This is a genomic window from Yoonia sp. JB2-21 (genome assembly GCF_055693545.1).
Map to the genome: position 1 here is coordinate 1,255,516 of NZ_JBVFUC010000001.1, position 15,253 is coordinate 1,270,768.

The 15,253-nt window shown below is 56.4% G+C and carries 14 protein-coding genes; 3 read left to right on the forward strand and 11 right to left on the reverse strand.

Features of this window, described 5'->3' with window-relative positions; translation table 11 throughout:
* Position 1 precedes the first annotated feature (1 nt).
* Both ACZ1G5_RS06310 and ACZ1G5_RS06315 read left to right on the forward strand, forming a co-directional pair.
* Positions 2-1,447, forward strand: coding sequence for a hypothetical protein (locus ACZ1G5_RS06310; RefSeq protein WP_472734380.1), 1,446 nt, complete (start codon positions 2-4; stop codon positions 1,445-1,447).
* A 2-nt stretch (positions 1,448-1,449) separates the two neighbouring features.
* Complete coding sequence (locus ACZ1G5_RS06315) at positions 1,450-1,875, forward strand: hypothetical protein (protein ID WP_472732037.1); 426 nt, start codon at positions 1,450-1,452, stop codon at positions 1,873-1,875.
* Between the two features lie 235 nt (positions 1,876-2,110).
* Here ACZ1G5_RS06315 and atzF read toward each other — a convergent pair whose 3' ends face one another.
* The 5 genes from atzF to ACZ1G5_RS06340 form a co-directional block, all read right to left on the reverse strand.
* Positions 2,111-3,784 (reverse strand): allophanate hydrolase, encoded by a 1,674-nt coding sequence (atzF, locus tag ACZ1G5_RS06320; protein ID WP_472732038.1) that lies wholly within the window; start codon positions 3,782-3,784, stop codon positions 2,111-2,113.
* A gap of 123 nt (positions 3,785-3,907) precedes the next feature.
* Positions 3,908-5,536 carry a dipeptide ABC transporter ATP-binding protein gene (locus tag ACZ1G5_RS06325; protein WP_472732039.1) on the reverse strand — a complete coding sequence of 543 codons (1,629 nt, stop codon included), beginning with the start codon at positions 5,534-5,536 and terminating at the stop codon, positions 3,908-3,910.
* A gap of 5 nt (positions 5,537-5,541) precedes the next feature.
* A complete protein-coding gene (locus ACZ1G5_RS06330) occupies positions 5,542-6,432 on the reverse strand; it encodes an ABC transporter permease (RefSeq protein WP_298838485.1) in 891 nt (296 codons plus the stop codon).
* On the reverse strand, positions 6,432-7,451 hold the full coding sequence (locus ACZ1G5_RS06335) for an ABC transporter permease (protein ID WP_472732040.1): 1,020 nt from the start codon (positions 7,449-7,451) through the stop codon (positions 6,432-6,434). The genes ACZ1G5_RS06330 and ACZ1G5_RS06335 overlap by 1 nt, the downstream gene beginning before the upstream one ends.
* Positions 7,451-9,073 (reverse strand): ABC transporter substrate-binding protein, encoded by a 1,623-nt coding sequence (locus tag ACZ1G5_RS06340; RefSeq protein WP_472732041.1) that lies wholly within the window; start codon positions 9,071-9,073, stop codon positions 7,451-7,453. The genes ACZ1G5_RS06335 and ACZ1G5_RS06340 overlap by 1 nt, the downstream gene beginning before the upstream one ends.
* A gap of 135 nt (positions 9,074-9,208) precedes the next feature.
* On the opposite strand from ACZ1G5_RS06340, the gene ACZ1G5_RS06345 reads away from it, so the two are divergent.
* Positions 9,209-10,108: a LysR family transcriptional regulator gene (locus ACZ1G5_RS06345; RefSeq protein WP_472732042.1), complete on the forward strand. Its 900-nt coding sequence runs from the start codon at positions 9,209-9,211 to the stop codon at positions 10,106-10,108.
* Positions 10,109-10,721: 613 nt separating this feature from the next.
* Here ACZ1G5_RS06345 and ACZ1G5_RS06350 read toward each other — a convergent pair.
* The 6 genes from ACZ1G5_RS06350 to ACZ1G5_RS06375 are packed head-to-tail and all read right to left on the reverse strand — an operon-like array spanning position 10,722 to position 15,186.
* Positions 10,722-10,880: a hypothetical protein gene (locus ACZ1G5_RS06350; RefSeq protein ID WP_472732043.1), complete on the reverse strand. Its 159-nt coding sequence runs from the start codon at positions 10,878-10,880 to the stop codon at positions 10,722-10,724.
* Positions 10,877-11,308 carry a hypothetical protein gene (locus ACZ1G5_RS06355; RefSeq protein WP_472732044.1) on the reverse strand — a complete coding sequence of 144 codons (432 nt, stop codon included), beginning with the start codon at positions 11,306-11,308 and terminating at the stop codon, positions 10,877-10,879. The genes ACZ1G5_RS06350 and ACZ1G5_RS06355 overlap by 4 nt, the downstream gene beginning before the upstream one ends.
* A complete protein-coding gene (locus ACZ1G5_RS06360) occupies positions 11,298-12,542 on the reverse strand; it encodes an agmatinase family protein (protein ID WP_472732045.1) in 1,245 nt (414 codons plus the stop codon). The genes ACZ1G5_RS06355 and ACZ1G5_RS06360 overlap by 11 nt, the downstream gene beginning before the upstream one ends.
* Complete coding sequence (locus ACZ1G5_RS06365) at positions 12,520-13,290, reverse strand: ATP-binding cassette domain-containing protein (protein WP_472732046.1); 771 nt, start codon at positions 13,288-13,290, stop codon at positions 12,520-12,522. The genes ACZ1G5_RS06360 and ACZ1G5_RS06365 overlap by 23 nt, the downstream gene beginning before the upstream one ends.
* Positions 13,287-14,099: an ABC transporter permease gene (locus ACZ1G5_RS06370; RefSeq protein WP_472732047.1), complete on the reverse strand. Its 813-nt coding sequence runs from the start codon at positions 14,097-14,099 to the stop codon at positions 13,287-13,289. Before ACZ1G5_RS06370 ends, ACZ1G5_RS06365 begins: the two co-directional genes overlap by 4 nt.
* 40 nt (positions 14,100-14,139) lie before the next feature.
* On the reverse strand, positions 14,140-15,186 hold the full coding sequence (locus tag ACZ1G5_RS06375) for a putative urea ABC transporter substrate-binding protein (RefSeq protein ID WP_472732048.1): 1,047 nt from the start codon (positions 15,184-15,186) through the stop codon (positions 14,140-14,142).
* Between the last annotated feature and the right edge of the window lie 67 nt (positions 15,187-15,253).

Genomic DNA, 15,253 nt, shown 5'->3' on the forward strand with positions numbered 1-15,253 from the left:
TGTGGCGCTTGTTGTCGTTCCGCCTGAACTGCACACGCTCCACAACTATGACTTTGTCGGACAGGTCCTCAAAAACTGGGCGTTTATCAATTCTCAAGCGGACAATGGCGCAAGTCATAAACCTACAGAGTTTGAGCAGTATATTTCAGATCGGCTTGACGGCGCAGCATCCAACCCGTTCCTTGATAGTATACCGATGCATGTCTCAGCCCGGCTGTGTGAGGTTCTGGGATTTGTGATCCAGAACGGCCCTAAACGCAGAATATCTGAAGCGACAGATGATGGCCTCCGCTTGGCTGGTCAAACCGGTTTCGAGGCTTTGCGGAGCGGGGAAGATGGGCTGTATGCAGCTTTAGAGGCGATGGTAAGTCCAATTGCGCTACGCACGGTGCGGCATCAGTCGGACTTTGGAGCGTTCTTTGAATGGTTGCGGACATCGTCAATGGGTGAAGACTTTGAAATGTTACGCGACAAGGTGCGGGATTTCATTTTTCGCACATATCCTTTTCGGGAAGGCGACACCGTCCTTGGTAAAGCCTGCCCATCGCGAGCTGTGTTCACCATTTCCGGTGCATGGCAATCATTGGGCATTCAACGCCACAGGATGAACAGGATATTGCTGGCCGAAGGCCTGGCACACACGGATGTGGCGGACAATTCAGTACGACTTCGTGAGGGGCTGAAGTCGGAGGCCATCGATGATCTGAGGTGCCGGTTCGCGTCCCGGCTGAACGCGATTGAGGCTCAATCGGTGATGGGCGTAAGCTTGGAACTTCTCAACCAATTGCGGGATCATGGCATTGTCACGACCACTGTGGATGCTCTCGATCAAATTCCTAAGTTTGACCGTGACGAACTGGAACAGCTGTTAGCAAAACTGAGCGCTTGGGTCACGGAAACGCAGCCTGATGGAACAGATATGGTGTCCATTATCGACGCGACACAGCGTGTGAGATGTCCGCTTACAGATATTGTTAAGCTGATACTTGGTGGAAAGCTGACGCAACTATGTCGAAATGCAGAGATGTCTGGACTAGCGGCATTCCGCGTCAATCTGTCCGAGCTACGTGCGGCCCTGCCGCAATTTGAGATGCCAGGGGTCACAAAAGGGGATGCATCCAGACGCCTTCGGGTGAACTACCCGACAATAAATTTCTTGATTGCTGACGGCGTGTTGATTGAGCGACGCTTGCGAAATCCGCGCTCTCGGCAGTTCTTGGATGCAGTTTGCAGTGAGAGCTTGACTGCATTTGAGGCGAAGTTTGAGACATTGGGTCAACTTTCAAAACGCTATCGTAGGGCATCGGGTCCGTTTAGTTCACATCTGGAAGCCAAAGGTATCTGCCCGATCGAAACGCCTGACGGGATAAGTTTGTATTATGAACGCAAGGGGCTTGAAGGGCGTTTGCGAAGGGCGAGTATTATCCCACCATTGGAAGAGGTCTGAACATGATGAACGACGTTGAAAACGACAAGAATGAACTGCCTCATCACCCAGATCGTCATGCAATCGATGATTGGATGCTGAATGGGCCAAAGAATGGGCGGATCGAGGAACTTGTGAGAGAGTTGACACTTGGGCTGGGGTTGCGGCTCAGTGTGGTCGAGGACATCATCGTGAACGTCCTTTTAGCGCAGCGGAATATCTCCAAACGGTGTGATCCTGCGCTTGAAGGTAAATCGGGGCCTGAAATTGGCGCAGTGCAGTTGGCCAACGATGTGGCGGCGCAGTTCAAAATGTTGAATGAGGCTTATGCAACCGGATCTGCCGAAGCCATTGATGCAGCTGTCATTAAGGTCGCAGAAGCGCGCCGCATGAAATCAAGCGGGATAGCCGATATGTTAGCCTCATATTCTGACGACGACGCGTCTTGAATGGTCATTGTTGCTGGCACCGACAACGTCCATCACTCAACCTGAGGGCGGTTAACATAACACCCCTTCAGCGACGTTCTAGCTTCGTTTTTATCGGAAAATTCTCGCTAAAGTTGTTGCGATGGTTGATCAAACCGGCCACTCAGCTGCAGCTATTTCAAGGTACGAACAGCGGACAAAGCCGATTTGTGCAGGTGCGGCAAGCTTTTCATAGCATTAGAAGCGTGAGCTCAAGTCAATCTGCCGCTTCAGGCACCGGCACATGTTGCAGCGCCTGATACTGCCGCCAACCGCCCAGATGGGTGATGTCGTCAGCGCCTTGGACACCTGTTGTCTCAACGAGGAAACCATGCGCCTTCGCACCGCTTTCCAGCTCGACTGTGCCGATCGAGAGGGGCGCTGGAATTCCTTCCAGAAATCCACCCACCGCCGTTTTTGGAAGCGCCCATACTTCCAGATCGATATGCGATCCCTTTTCAATTCTTAGCAGTCCTGGCCGCTGCGGTGGGCCGCCAGCAAGTGCGTACAGCCGATAGCGCGGCGCGGTGCGTGTCGCTTTGAGCAACCGGCCGCCGCGCGACGTCAATTCACTGTTCAGTGCCATGCCGGACATATGCGCGCCGCAGACCGCTATGGCGATCTCCTCGTCTGTCGCTTGTGTCGGTGAATCTGCTATGGTTTCCCCGGCAAATTCTGCTGCGACACTGGCGATTTTTGCATCATTCCCACTGGGCGCAAGCAGTGTGACAGAACCTGGACGCCCGTCGCTACGTAGGTCGGACGGGACTGCGATACCGCACATGTCCAGAAGGTTCACAAAGTTCGTATAGGTGCCAAGGTTCGAATTTGGTGTGACGGGGTCCGCGTCGAGATCGGCTGTGGAATAGAAGGTCGGGATGGTGGGGACGCAGAGCATATCAACGCCTGCCATCATATCGCGCGCTGCACGTTCAAGGTCTTTGAGGCGATACATTCCCCGAAAGGCATCGGCTGCGGAAAGCTGTTCGGCAGCGCCAATGATTTTGGCAGTGGTTGGGTGGAGCGCGTCTGGCTGATCGCGCATCAGGTCTGCGACGACTGTATAGCGTTCGGCAACCCAGGCACCTTCGTAAAGCATCTCCGCGACAGCATAAAATGGGCTGAAATCAAGCTCGACAATGCTGGCTCCAAGCGCCGTGAGCATTGCAAGACTTGCCTCAAAAGAGGCTGCCTGGACATCATCGCCGAAGAAAATGCGTGAAGCCGCGTCTGGGACGCCAATGGTCAAGGACGGCGGACAGGGCTGTACGTGTCCTGCTGCGATGGGCTTTGAATAAGCATCATCTACGTCTTCGGCACAGGCCACCTGAAAGGCCGCAAACGCGTCTGTCACATTGGTGGCGAAAATCGAAATCGTATCAAGCGTACGGCAGGCTGGCACCACGCCTGTGGCCGAAAGCGCCCCTAGCGACGGTTTGAGACCGACGATATTGTTCAGCGCAGCCGGCACGCGGCCCGATCCTGCTGTGTCTGTTCCCAGTGAGAACGTGACGAGGCCGTGCCCCACCGCCACACCTGACCCGCTCGATGAACCGCCGGGGACAATGTCAGGGTCAATCGCGTTGCGCGGCACACCGTAAGGTGAGCGCACACCGACAAGGCCAGTTGCGAATTGATCAAGGTTGGTCTTGCCGATCACCAAGGCCCCCGCAGCGCGCAGCTTTGCTACTACAAAAGCGTCTTGCTCCGGCGTGTAGGCATAGGCGGGGCAAGCTGCCGTCGTCTGGATGCCCGCGACATCGATGTTATCTTTCGCCACGAATGGCACGCCCCACAGAGGTTGTTCAGCGGAACGTGCAGGCAAAGCATCGGCCTCCGCGATCACGTCTTCCATGGGGCGCAAATGGATGAAGATTGCAGGATCGTTCACCGCGTCGATCCGACGATAGACTTCGCGGACAATATCAGATGGCGTGGCACCCCCAAAAAAGCGTCTTGCAGGGCTGTTAGTGTCAAAGGCATGTCATGGGTCATAGATCTGGGCTTTCGATATTTAGGCGGCAACGGGATTTGGCGGCTGGGGCGCGGCTTCAATCAAAGAACGGGTATAAGCGTGGCTGGGATTATCCATCACGGCAGCCGTGGGACCGCGATCCACGATTTCGCCGTGCTTCATAACAAGCACTTCATCGCAAAGCAGTCGGACCACGTTCAGGTCATGGCTGACAAACAGATACGACATTCCCATCTGCGCACGCAGGTCAACAAGCAAATTCAGCACGATCGCCTGAATGGATACATCCAGCGCCGCCGTCGGCTCATCAAGGATGAGGAGTTTTGGCTCCAATGCAATCGCGCGGGCGATGCCGACACGGGCCTTTTGACCACCCGATAGCTGGTGCGGGAAACGGCTGAGAAGCGGCTGTGGCAGGCCAACAAGTTCCGCCAGTTCGGCGATCCGCGCGTTAAGCTTGCTGCCACGCATTCTGGCGATCCGTGCAAGCGGTTCAGCAATGGCCGAGGCTGCTGTACCACGTGGGTTCAAACTGTCTGTCGCATCCTGAAACACCATCTGGATTTCGCCGCGCATGGGGTGACGCATAAAACGGGCCGAGGGGGTGGCCGCAATGTCCTGTCCGTCGAACAGGATGTTTCCGGACGTTGGGTCCTGAAGGCGGACGACCATCTCAGAGGTGGTGGATTTGCCGCTACCGCTTTCGCCAACGAGACCGAGGGATTGACCGCTTTTGATTTGGAACGAAATGCTTTTGACAGCCTGCACCGGACCGGATTTGCCGGGGTAGGTCTTCACCAAATCACGCACCTCAAGAAGGGGGCGATCGTGGACCTTATGTGCAGGCTCAGCGGTCCGGGTTTCCGGGGGAAGTAGGTTGCGGATTGATGCGCCAACACGGGGCGTAGCGTCCACCAGTTTGCGTGTATAGGCGTGCTGCGGATCCGTAAAAAGCTTCTGCGGGTCACCTTCCTCGACGATCAGCCCATCTTTCATGACGACAATCCGGTCGCAATATTGCGACGCAAGGCCAAGGTCGTGAGTGATCAGGATCATGCCCATGCCGCGTTCCCGGGCCAGGTCGCCCACAAGGTCCATGACAGCCTTTTGTGTCGTGATGTCGAGGCCTGTGGTGGGCTCATCTGCAATGAGGAGCTGTGGTTTGCAGGCAAGAGCGATGGCGATGACGATCCGCTGGCACATACCGCCCGATAACTCGAACGGATAAGCATCATAGCGCGCCGCAGCATCGTTGATCTTGACTGCTTCCAGCGCTGCGATGGCTTTAGCCTTGGCGTCTTGCCTTGTGGCCTGTGCATGACGGATCAGGACGTCCTCGACCTGATGCCCGACGCGCCGGATAGGGTTCAAAGCCGCACGCGGGTTTTGGAAGATCATCGAGATTTCACGTCCGCGTATGTCGCGCATGTCCCTCTCGGACGCCGCGCGTAGATCCATCCCGCCATAAACGACTTCGCCTGTGCGGATTTCACCGCCCGCATCAAGGATGCGCATCAGCGCGTAGGATGTGACAGATTTGCCCGACCCGCTTTCGCCGACGATGCCAAGTGTCTTACCCTTTGCAACATCAAGGGAAATGCCGCGCACTGCATTGACTTCGCCCTTGCGGGTCTTGAACGCGACGGAGAGATCTTTAATCGACAGCATAGGTCTCAGGTCCTTTTCCGAGGATCAACGATATCGCGCAGACCGTCGCCAAGCAGGTTGAATGTGAACACGGCCAGCATCAGCCAAAGACCGGGGAAGACAGCGAGCCACCATTCACCTGACACGATGAAGTTTGCCCCTTCGGCGACCATGATTCCCCATTCCGGCGTTGGCGGTGCCACGCCGAGCCCGATAAAGCTAAGGCCCGCCGCATTCAGAATGGCCCAGCCGAGGTTCAGCGAGACCTGCACCATCATCGGTGGCAAGGAGTTCGGGAAAATATGAACCGCAAGCACGCGCAGATCGCTGTTCCCGGCGAGCTTTGCCGCCTGCGCAAATCCAGAATGGCGACGAATGTTGACTTCGGCACGCACAAGGCGCGCATAGAAGGGGATATTGATGATTGCTGTGGCGTAGATGATGTTCTCGACAGTATTGCCAAGGGCCGCGACAACGCCCATCGCCAGCACAAACAATGGGAACGCCATAATCGTATCAAGGCATCGGTTCAGAACTGCATCCAGCCAACCGCCCCAATACCCCGCGATGGATCCGAGGATTGAGCCGATCACAAAGCTGAGTGCAACTGCGGCAACCGAAATAGTGAGGTCCAGTCGCGTGGCGACGATGACCCGGCTGAATACGTCGCGCCCAAGGTTGTCCGTTCCAAACCAGTGATCCCAGCTTGGTGCTTCCAACGCGCGTGCTGCATTCGTGGCCAAGGGATCATAAGGAACAAGCGCCGGACCAAAAAATGCGCATCCCAGGAAGAATGCGAGCATCGCAAAGGCAAGCATCGTGACCGGGTTGTCGCGCAGCACATAGACGATATGTCCAAGCGTCGTGTCGCCCTTGCGGCGCGTCGTGTCAGGAGTTGATGCAGTCATATCAGCCATCAGTTCAGCCCGATACGCGGATCAATCAGCGCATAAGCGATGTCGATCACAAGGTTCAGGGCAACAAAAAGGAGTGCCATCGCAAGGACGAAGCCTTGCACGGCGGCATAGTCCGAAACCACCAAGGCTTCGACCGCGTAGGAACCGATGCCGGGCCAGGCAAAGACCTTTTCGACCAGAACGTTTGCTCCTAGCGTAAAGGAAAAGACCATCCCGAGCGTTGTGACGACGGGCAGCAGCGCGTTTCGGAACGCATAGCCAAACAGCACTTTGCGGTCGCTGAGCCCAGCCGCGCGGGCGGTACGGATAAAGTCCGAGGACAGTGCCGACAGCATCGCGGCACGGGTCATCCGTGCGATAGGTGCCAGTGTGAACAGCGCCAGAGTCGTCGCGGGCAGGATAAGCTGCTTCAGCGCACCCAGCCAGGTTTCCCAGTCGCCTGCGAGAGCGGCGTCGATCAGGTAGAAACCCGTCACATTTGGTGGCGACAGATAGATGAAATCGAGCCGCCCAAGAGGTGAAGGTGCGAGACCCGCGAGGTAGTAGAAGATGTAGATCAACAAGATGCCGGTGAAGAACGTCGGCATTGACACCCCTGCCGTCACAAGGACACGGCAAAGGTGATCGACCCAAGTGCCCGGCCGCGTTGCCGCAAGCACGCCAAGCGGGATCGCAATGGCGCAAGAGAGCAAAAGCGCCACCAGCGTCAACTCCAGCGAAGCAGGCAGACGTGCACCCAAATCAGTAAGCACGGCCTGTCCGGTCGTCAGCGAGGTTCCCAAATCGCCACGGGTCAAATCGCCAACATAGTAAAAGAACTGCTGAAAAAGCGGTTTATCGAGACCAAGTGTCTCTCGGATTTCTGCGATGGATGCCTCATCGGCGGCAGGACCGGCAAAATAGGCAGCCGGATCACCTGGGAGGGCGCGCGTGAGCAGGAATGAAATCACGACAACGCCCATCACCACTGGGATTGCCTGGGCCACACGGCCCAGGATCATTTTGCTGCGTGCGGCCATCAGCTTGTGGCCGTGGTCAGCGGACGCACGTCAAGCTGACGGTGGAACCAGAACTCGTAACCTGCCGCATCATTCATTGCGACGTTCAAGGCTGGCTGCCAAAGCGGAATACGTGGTAGGTCCTCAAACGCAATTTCAAACATCCGCTTGATGTTGGGTGCGTAGGCTGGATCATCCATGGGGATGTGCAGCGTGCTGTCGACCAACGTCTCGATTTCTTCGTTGAGATAGTTGGATGAGTTGAACAGGTGACCGTTCTTATACGCCCAGAAGAAGTAGTAATCAGGGGTGTTCAGCCAGCCACCGAAGTTCTCAAGATGCAAAGGCAGGCGCTTTTCGACCAGCGCCGCAGTGCGCCAATTCGCTCCGGGGATTTTCTCGATCTGGGTGTTGATCCCGATCTCCCCAAACGCCTCTTGCAACAAAAGCGCTGTGGGTTCCATCCAGTCTGCCAGACCAAGACTGATTGAAAGCGGCACTTCGAAACCCGAGGCAAAACCGGACGCGGCCATGTGTTCTTTGGCCTTGGCGAGGTCCGTCATGTAGGGCGACTTTCGTGGCCATGCCGTATCGGTGATCTCAGCCTCTCCACCCCACATAGGCGCACCCCGGCCATAGGCTGCGGTTTGGAAGATGGCTTCATAAGGAATGGCATAGGCCAGTGCCTTGCGGACATTCGCGTCTTGGAAGGGCTCGAAATTGAAGTTCGGGCAAAGGCAGTGGATGCAGTTCTCGATCGGTGTGGAATAGACATCCACACCGTCCATTGCATCAAGCTCGGCGGCATCCTTGTTGGGAATGTTGAACGACATCTGCACATCGCCCCGTTCAATCAAAGCACGGCGGGTTGCCGGGCTTGGCACCTCGCGCACGATCACGCGCTCAAAGCCGGGCAGCGGCCCACCAACCCAAGCGTCGTTGCGTTCATAAACAAGCTGTTGACCTTGATCCCAACGCGCGACCTTGAAAGCACCAGAGCCTGCAGGCGTCATGTGGAGATATTCCATGGCCCAAGGATCGTCATCGGTCGCATTGGCCATTGCGACTTCGGAGTTGATGATGAACGGCACAGGCACTGCAAGGTCTGGCAGCGTCAATTTGGAAGGCTTGTCCAATGTGATGACAAAGGTTTCCTCGTCCGCAGCCGCGAACTGATCCGGACGCTCCAGCCCGCCAGCCTTCATCTGCACTGTTGGGAAGCCCCCAGCAGAGACTGCGCGGTCAAACGACCACTTCACGTCCGCCGCGGTGACCTTGCGCCCATCCCAGAACGTCGCATCCGACTTGATCTTGAAGGTCATCGTCAGGTCATCATCCGAGATGGTCCAACTTTCGGCCAGCTCAGGCACAATCGTGTCGTAGTCGTAAGACAGCCCGCCACCAGGCGCGTCTTTCGTGCCGAAGCTGACAAGCCGGTCATAGCAATTGACAGCCACCTGATAGGAGGCGCGATTGGTGCCGGTGCGGTGCAGGTCGAGACTGTTAATGGTTTGGCCTGAAACGACAACGATGGTGCCGCCAGTCTGCGCGTGAGCAGGCATCGCCTTGAGAAATGGCAACATTGCCGCGCCCATCGTTGTGCCGGTCAATTTGAGAAAATTTCTGCGAGAAGTGTCCGTCATGGCAAGTCCTTTGCGAGCAACAAGAAGATTGCTTTTTGTTTGACACTGGCCAGTGCTGCGCACAAATGCTAAAGTTGAAGCAGAGTGATGCAAAAAATGCAGCGCTTAGATGTCACTCCTGCCGGGACACGTATCATGCGCCATTTGCTCATCTACGACATGATCGAGGCTGTGCATCGCTCTGGGTCCATTCGGAAAGCGGCAGAGGATACCAATATTACCGCCTCAGCGCTCAACCGACGCATACAGGCGTTTGAGGAAGAGTTTGGATCCGAAATTTTTGAGCGCCTTCCCAGAGGCATGAGGCTTAATCCTGCGGGAGAGCTGCTCCTCCACCATATCCGCCTTCAAAGGCAGGATCTGATACGCGTCCATAGCCAAGTAGCAGACCTGTCAGGTGTGCGGCGCGGACACGTCAAGATCGCCTGCTCTCAAGCGCTTCTTCCATACTTTCTGCCGCGCGAGATTTCAAAGTATCGCGCCGAGTTTCCCGATGTCACATTCAGCGTGAACGTGCGCGACCGTATTCAGGCAGAACAGGATCTGGTGACTTTCGAAAGCGATCTGGCACTGGTGTTTGAACCAGCGCATATGGTCAACTTTGAAGTGCTGCACGCGGTTCATCAACCGGTCATGGCGGTGATGTCGGCCGCGCATCCATTGGCTGATCGCAAAAGCCTGCGGCTGCGGGAATGTCTCGAATACGACCTCGTTTTGCCTGCCAGACAATTTGGCGTGCGCGTTCTTCTGGATCAGGCCGCGGCGCGATTTGGTGGAAAGCTCGAGCCCGCGCTAGAAACCGATAGTTTCGACATGGTGCGCCATTTTGCAGCCTATGGTCACGGGATCGGGTTTCAGATTCCCGTTGGCTTGAACGCTCTTGCCCGCCCGGACATGTCCTTCGTTCCAATCGCCTCGCGAGACGTTGCGGGAGGAGAACTCTACCTCGGACATCTCAAAGGACGCACCTTGCCAGTCGCCGCGCTAAAGTTCGCAAATCAGGTCAGGATGGCACTATCGCGGGCACAAACGTGATGTCAGGTTCGGCCTGTTCTCCGACAGAGTCGTTCTCAATGCAACTGCGGCAAGTCTTTTGCTGCGTGCGCGTACAGCATGATACTACAATGACCGGGTTGGGCTCTCTGCCGCCGTTAGCCGCATAATCTATGAACGGCCGCTTTGCCGAGGAAGGCAAAGCTATGAGTCGCAAAAGGTAAGAGTGATGTGTCTCCCATTTTGTGGGGTGGACAAAATCAATGACTTAGCGATGTGAAAAAGGTAAAACTATGTGTCGCCCCACACTCTTGTAAGTTCAAAGTTGCGGGCAACTTGTCCTATCGGGCATTAATTTGTTCTGTACAGGCAACCAAAATGTCCAAATTTTTGATATTGGGCCGCCGCTTCTTCGCCTGGTGATCAAGGTTTCTGGGGTGGGCGGAAACCGCGCTGCCTGAATGCCGATCGAGGAGCGTTCTTAGACTTTCGCTGCACCGGCGAAACTGAACTACGGTTGCGCCCCCTCAGCCCATTGTAGACCTCTCATCACTCACCATTGCAGTCTATTCGAGCAGAAGTTTTGGAACGCGACAGAAGTATGAGCGCGTTCGGGTGTGTTCATCGCACAAGGCGTTTCAGCATCCATCCGCTGTTATTTCTTTCGCACACGTTTCCGAACGAAGGCTGCGACGCCGACTGCTATAACAGCGAACCCGGCAATGAGTGGCACCATTGAGGTGGCGACCACCACCTCATGGTGTGCCAAGGCTGGTGTCGCCAGCAAAGTGAATGTGGCTGTCAGATACCTCATGAGACGTCCTCTGCGGCGGGGTGCTGCTGCAGAAAGCTGCGCAGGTCGTTGACCTGTTTGGCCTTCAGGGAAACATAGACAAAACCCAGATTGGTCCGCTCTGTCACCAGGTCACCTGGATAGGGCAAATAGGACAGTTCTTGTGATCCGAATGAGGGTGAGGCGGTGCCAACTTGCCACTCAGTTGTCAGTTGCACATCGACGAGTTTCATCTTCGGGCCACCGTCGGGGGCGTCGATCTCTAGCGGCACCCCGGCAAGTCGCAGATAGGACATCTTGTCTTTGGCCCCGACGAACCCATCAATGAATTGCGTCGTGAGGACCTGCAGTTCCTCTGCCTTGTCGGCATCGGGCATATGACTGTGTAGATGATCGCCATCATGGCTGTGGTTATGGCCGATGTGACCGTTCACGATATCATGTGGCATTGGACCACCGCTTTCCTTCAAATTCGCCATGAGGGATTTCAACGGGTTTATCGATATGCCGCTTGTGTGCACCCATCTTTCCGCTGGCCACGAGGGAGCCCAACACATCCACGATCACCCGTGTGCCCATCAATGCGGTGATCTCGGATTGGTCGTAGGGTGGTGCCACTTCAACCAATTCCATCCCGCAGATACCCTCTGCTGCCACTTTTGAGGCTAGCGCGAGCGCTTCACGCGGTAAGAAACCACCCGGTTCGGGCCAGCCGGTGCCGGGGACAAAGCCGCAGTCGATGCTGTCGATATCGAAGGACATATAGACCATGTCCACACCGTCCCACGCCATCTCCAGCGCCATCTCGGCGGTCTTATCGACGCCCATCTTTTCCATATCGCCCATGGTGATGATGTTCGTCTCACGATCCCGCGCGACCTTGACTGCATCGCGCGGCACCTGCCAGCCGCCGATGCCGACTTGCACGAGGTTTTTGGCAGGTACGTTTGGCAGGTTGGTGGAATGGAACCACGGTGTCGTATGCATCCGCTCATCCAGATCCTTTTCCTGAATGTCGGCATGGCGGTCGAAATGCACGATGCCGATTTTCTTGGAGGTACATTCCGCAATGCCGCGTACACAAGGGAACCCGATAGAATGGTCCCCCCCGATCATGATTGGCAAAGATCCGGATGAGGCCACATGGCTGACGGCACGACTGATCTGGTCAAATGTCTTTTCGATATTGGCTGGGATCGTGAACACATCACCTGCATCGCACAGTGTCATCTGCTCACGCAGATCGACCGCCATTTCATAGTTATAAGGCGTATAAAGCGCCGAGATTTTGCGAACGCCCTGCGGTCCGAACCGGGTGCCGGCGCGATAAGTTGTGCCCCCGTCAAACGGGATGCCAAGAACAGTGGCGTCATAGTCTTTCACCTCCGTCACATCCTCGGCGTAGGGGGCCTTGAGGAACGTGTTGATACCCGCGTAATGCGGCAGCTCACCGCGTGCGAAAGTGGGGATGGATTTGTCTTCAATGCTATCGGCACCCGTCAGGCCCATGCGCAGCGCCCATTTGCGTTCCTCCGCCCAACCGCTGCCGGGAATGTCTGCCTCGGCCTGCATGGCCTTCCAGCCGCGCAGTTTCGTCATGTCAGGATGGTGATGCCGCACCGCCTGATGCCGATGGTCACGCGGGTGGTGCGAGCGTGATCTATCCGTTGGCCTGTAGAACATGGGTATCCTCCTTGAGTTTTTGATAGGGGATGCCGCCATCGCGGGCATCAAAGTCGTAAGTGATTGTCGCCCCATAGCGGGACGGGTCATGCGGGTCCCAGCGGGGCTTGTCGAAGACAAGCACGCGGTCGCCCAGCTTGAAGGCTTCTTCCAAATCATGGGTGACCATGAAAACGGTCATCCCAGTCTCGGCCCGCAGGTCTTGCAGGAAGTCATGCATCGACAGCCGCGTGCCAGGGTCCAGTGCGCCAAAGGGTTCGTCCAGCAGCAAAACGCGCGGTTTCGCGGTCAGCGCCTGACCAATGGCAAGCCGCTGTTGCATGCCACCTGACAGGGTTGCGGGGTAGTTACCTGCGACATGATCAAGCCCGATACGTTTGAGCGTAGCGTCGGCCCGTTCGCGCGCCGCTCTTGCCTGCTCTCCGAAAAACCGGCCCCACCCAGACCGCAGACTTTCGCCCGCCACAATGTTTTCACGGACGGTCATATGCGGAAAGACCGAGTATTTCTGAAAGACCACTCCGCGATCCAGCCCCGGCTCTGTCGCGGGGGGCGCATCGGCAATCCGCACCTCGCCGCGCGTCGGGCGTTCTTGTGCCAACAACAGCCGCAGAAACGTGGATTTCCCACAACCCGATGCGCCGACAATGGCGATGAATTCACCCTCATCGACCGTCACATTGACCCGTTCAAGGATGGGCCGGTTGTCATAGGTCTGAAAGATATCCTCGACCGTCACGAAGCTCATAACCCTTCCTCCGCCCAAGGGAAGAAACGGCGCGAGGTCCAGCGCAGCAGCCAGTCGATGGTGAAGGCGAGGATCGTGATCCATATCACGTAAGTGAGGATCACATCCATCGCGAGGAAGCGGCGCACAAGAAAAATGCGGTAGCCAAGGCCCAAATCAGAGGCAATCGCCTCTGCCGCGATCAGGAACAGCCACGCGGGGCCAAGCGATAGCCTGACCGCCTGGATCAGACGTGGCATCACCTGCGGTAACGCCACGCGGACGGCAATCACCCATGTGGATGCGCCCAGCGTTTGCGCCTTGACCAGCAATTCTTGCGGAATTTCCAGCGTGCGTTGGCTGAGGTCGCGAATGATGAACGGCAACGTGCCGACGACAATCAGCACGACCTTTGACAATTCGCCCAACCCAAAAACGATAAACAAGATGGGTAGCAGGGCCAAAGGCGGGATCATCGACAATACTGCCACGAATTGTGCCAGTAAACTGCGAACCACCGGCAGCAATCCGATCAACAAGCCAAAGATCAAACCAAGTGACGCTGAAATACCAATACCCAGCCCCAGCCGTTTCAGGCTGGCCCATGTATCGTGCCAAAACAGGATGCGGCCGCTGCGCCTATCCCCTTCGGTTGCCAGCCGCAGCATCGTTTCACCGATCTTGCTGGGCGCAGGCAACAGCTTGTCTGACGGGTTCGCAGCCAGCCGGATGTCAGATGCGATCGCATAGACAACCAAAGCCGCCACGAAAGGCAGCAAAACAAGGAACAGCGCCAGCGGGCGTCCGGGCTTTATGTTAATCAGGCGCATCAGCGTGGAGGCCCCGGGTCAAACCCGGGGCGCGGTCCGATTACAGGCTGCCGTCGGCGGCCATTTGCATGTAGGTCGTATCAAAACGGAACTGCACGTTGCCCGCATCACCTGTGATGCTGCCATCGGGATATTCCACGCCGACGAAATCCGCAGACGGTGCGCCTTCGCCCAGAATGCCCTTATCGAAAAGGAACGCGGCCACGTTGACCATCGTGGTGGCCAGCTCTGGGCTTTGCGTGAATGCGACCGCATCGGCAGGGTCATAGAACATCTCGGTCGAGGCAAGCTGCGCTTTGTATCCGGCCAGATCGGTACCCGAAGCCTCTGCCATTGCCGTCAGCACCTCTTCATTGCCCGCCGCCATCAGCGCCATCAGCTCATACCATGCACCGGCCATTGCTTTGCCAAAGTCCGGGTTGGCTTCAAGCGTTTCAGTGTTGACCACCATCAGGTCAATAATCTCGCCCGGAATGTCAGAGCTGTCGAAAACCTTGGTTGCGGCGGGGTCTTCCAGAATGGTGGATACCAGCGGGTTCCATGTGACGACCGCCTGCACATCATCTGTGGCAAAGGCGGCAATCATATCGGCGTCAGATGTGTTGATGACACCTTCAAGGTCGGCTTCGGATAGCCCGACACTGTCAAGCCCACGTGCCAGCAGGTAGTGAGAAACAGAAAGCTCTACCAGATTGACAGGCATCCCAGCCAATGAGGTTAGATCGCCCTCACCTTTCAGGATCACCGCGTCATTGCCATTGGAAAAATCGCCAACAATCAGGGCGGTGCTGTCAACGCCGCCACCGGACGGGATGGATAGCGTGTCCATGTTGGTGGCTGATACGCCGTCGAATTCACCGGCGGTATACTGGTTGATCGACTCGATATAGTCATTGATCTGCACGATCTCGATATCAATGCCGTATTTGTCGGCCCAGCGGTCCATGATTCCGCTCTCTTCGAGATAGCCCCAAGGCATCCAGCCGACATAGATCGACCAAGCGACTTTGAATTCAGTTTTTTCTTGCGCGGCAGCCCCAGTGGCAAGGCCCAGCACGATGGCTGCGGTTGTCAAAAGCTTTTTCATTTTCGGTCCCCATTGGTTACACAAAATGGAATGACCGCGAGGAGGGCATCGTCGGAGCGCGGGTCAA

What these genes read in the sequence shown, in the direction of transcription:
- ACZ1G5_RS06315 (WP_472732037.1), top strand. Translation starts at nt 1,450, where the DNA reads ATGATGAACGACGTTGAAAACGACAAGAATGAACTGCCTCATCACCCA.
- ACZ1G5_RS06325 (WP_472732039.1), bottom strand. Translation starts at nt 5,536, where the DNA reads ATGCTGTCGATTAAAGATCTCTCCGTCGCGTTCAAGACCCGCAAGGGC.
- ACZ1G5_RS06330 (WP_298838485.1), bottom strand. Translation starts at nt 6,432, where the DNA reads ATGGCTGATATGACTGCATCAACTCCTGACACGACGCGCCGCAAGGGC.
- ACZ1G5_RS06335 (WP_472732040.1), bottom strand. Translation starts at nt 7,451, where the DNA reads ATGGCCGCACGCAGCAAAATGATCCTGGGCCGTGTGGCCCAGGCAATC.
- ACZ1G5_RS06340 (WP_472732041.1), bottom strand. Translation starts at nt 9,073, where the DNA reads ATGACGGACACTTCTCGCAGAAATTTTCTCAAATTGACCGGCACAACG.
- ACZ1G5_RS06345 (WP_472732042.1), top strand. Translation starts at nt 9,209, where the DNA reads ATGCGCCATTTGCTCATCTACGACATGATCGAGGCTGTGCATCGCTCT.
- ACZ1G5_RS06350 (WP_472732043.1), bottom strand. Translation starts at nt 10,880, where the DNA reads ATGAGGTATCTGACAGCCACATTCACTTTGCTGGCGACACCAGCCTTG.
- ACZ1G5_RS06355 (WP_472732044.1), bottom strand. Translation starts at nt 11,308, where the DNA reads ATGCCACATGATATCGTGAACGGTCACATCGGCCATAACCACAGCCAT.
- ACZ1G5_RS06360 (WP_472732045.1), bottom strand. Translation starts at nt 12,542, where the DNA reads ATGTTCTACAGGCCAACGGATAGATCACGCTCGCACCACCCGCGTGAC.
- ACZ1G5_RS06365 (WP_472732046.1), bottom strand. Translation starts at nt 13,290, where the DNA reads ATGAGCTTCGTGACGGTCGAGGATATCTTTCAGACCTATGACAACCGG.
- ACZ1G5_RS06370 (WP_472732047.1), bottom strand. Translation starts at nt 14,099, where the DNA reads ATGCGCCTGATTAACATAAAGCCCGGACGCCCGCTGGCGCTGTTCCTT.
- ACZ1G5_RS06375 (WP_472732048.1), bottom strand. Translation starts at nt 15,186, where the DNA reads ATGAAAAAGCTTTTGACAACCGCAGCCATCGTGCTGGGCCTTGCCACT.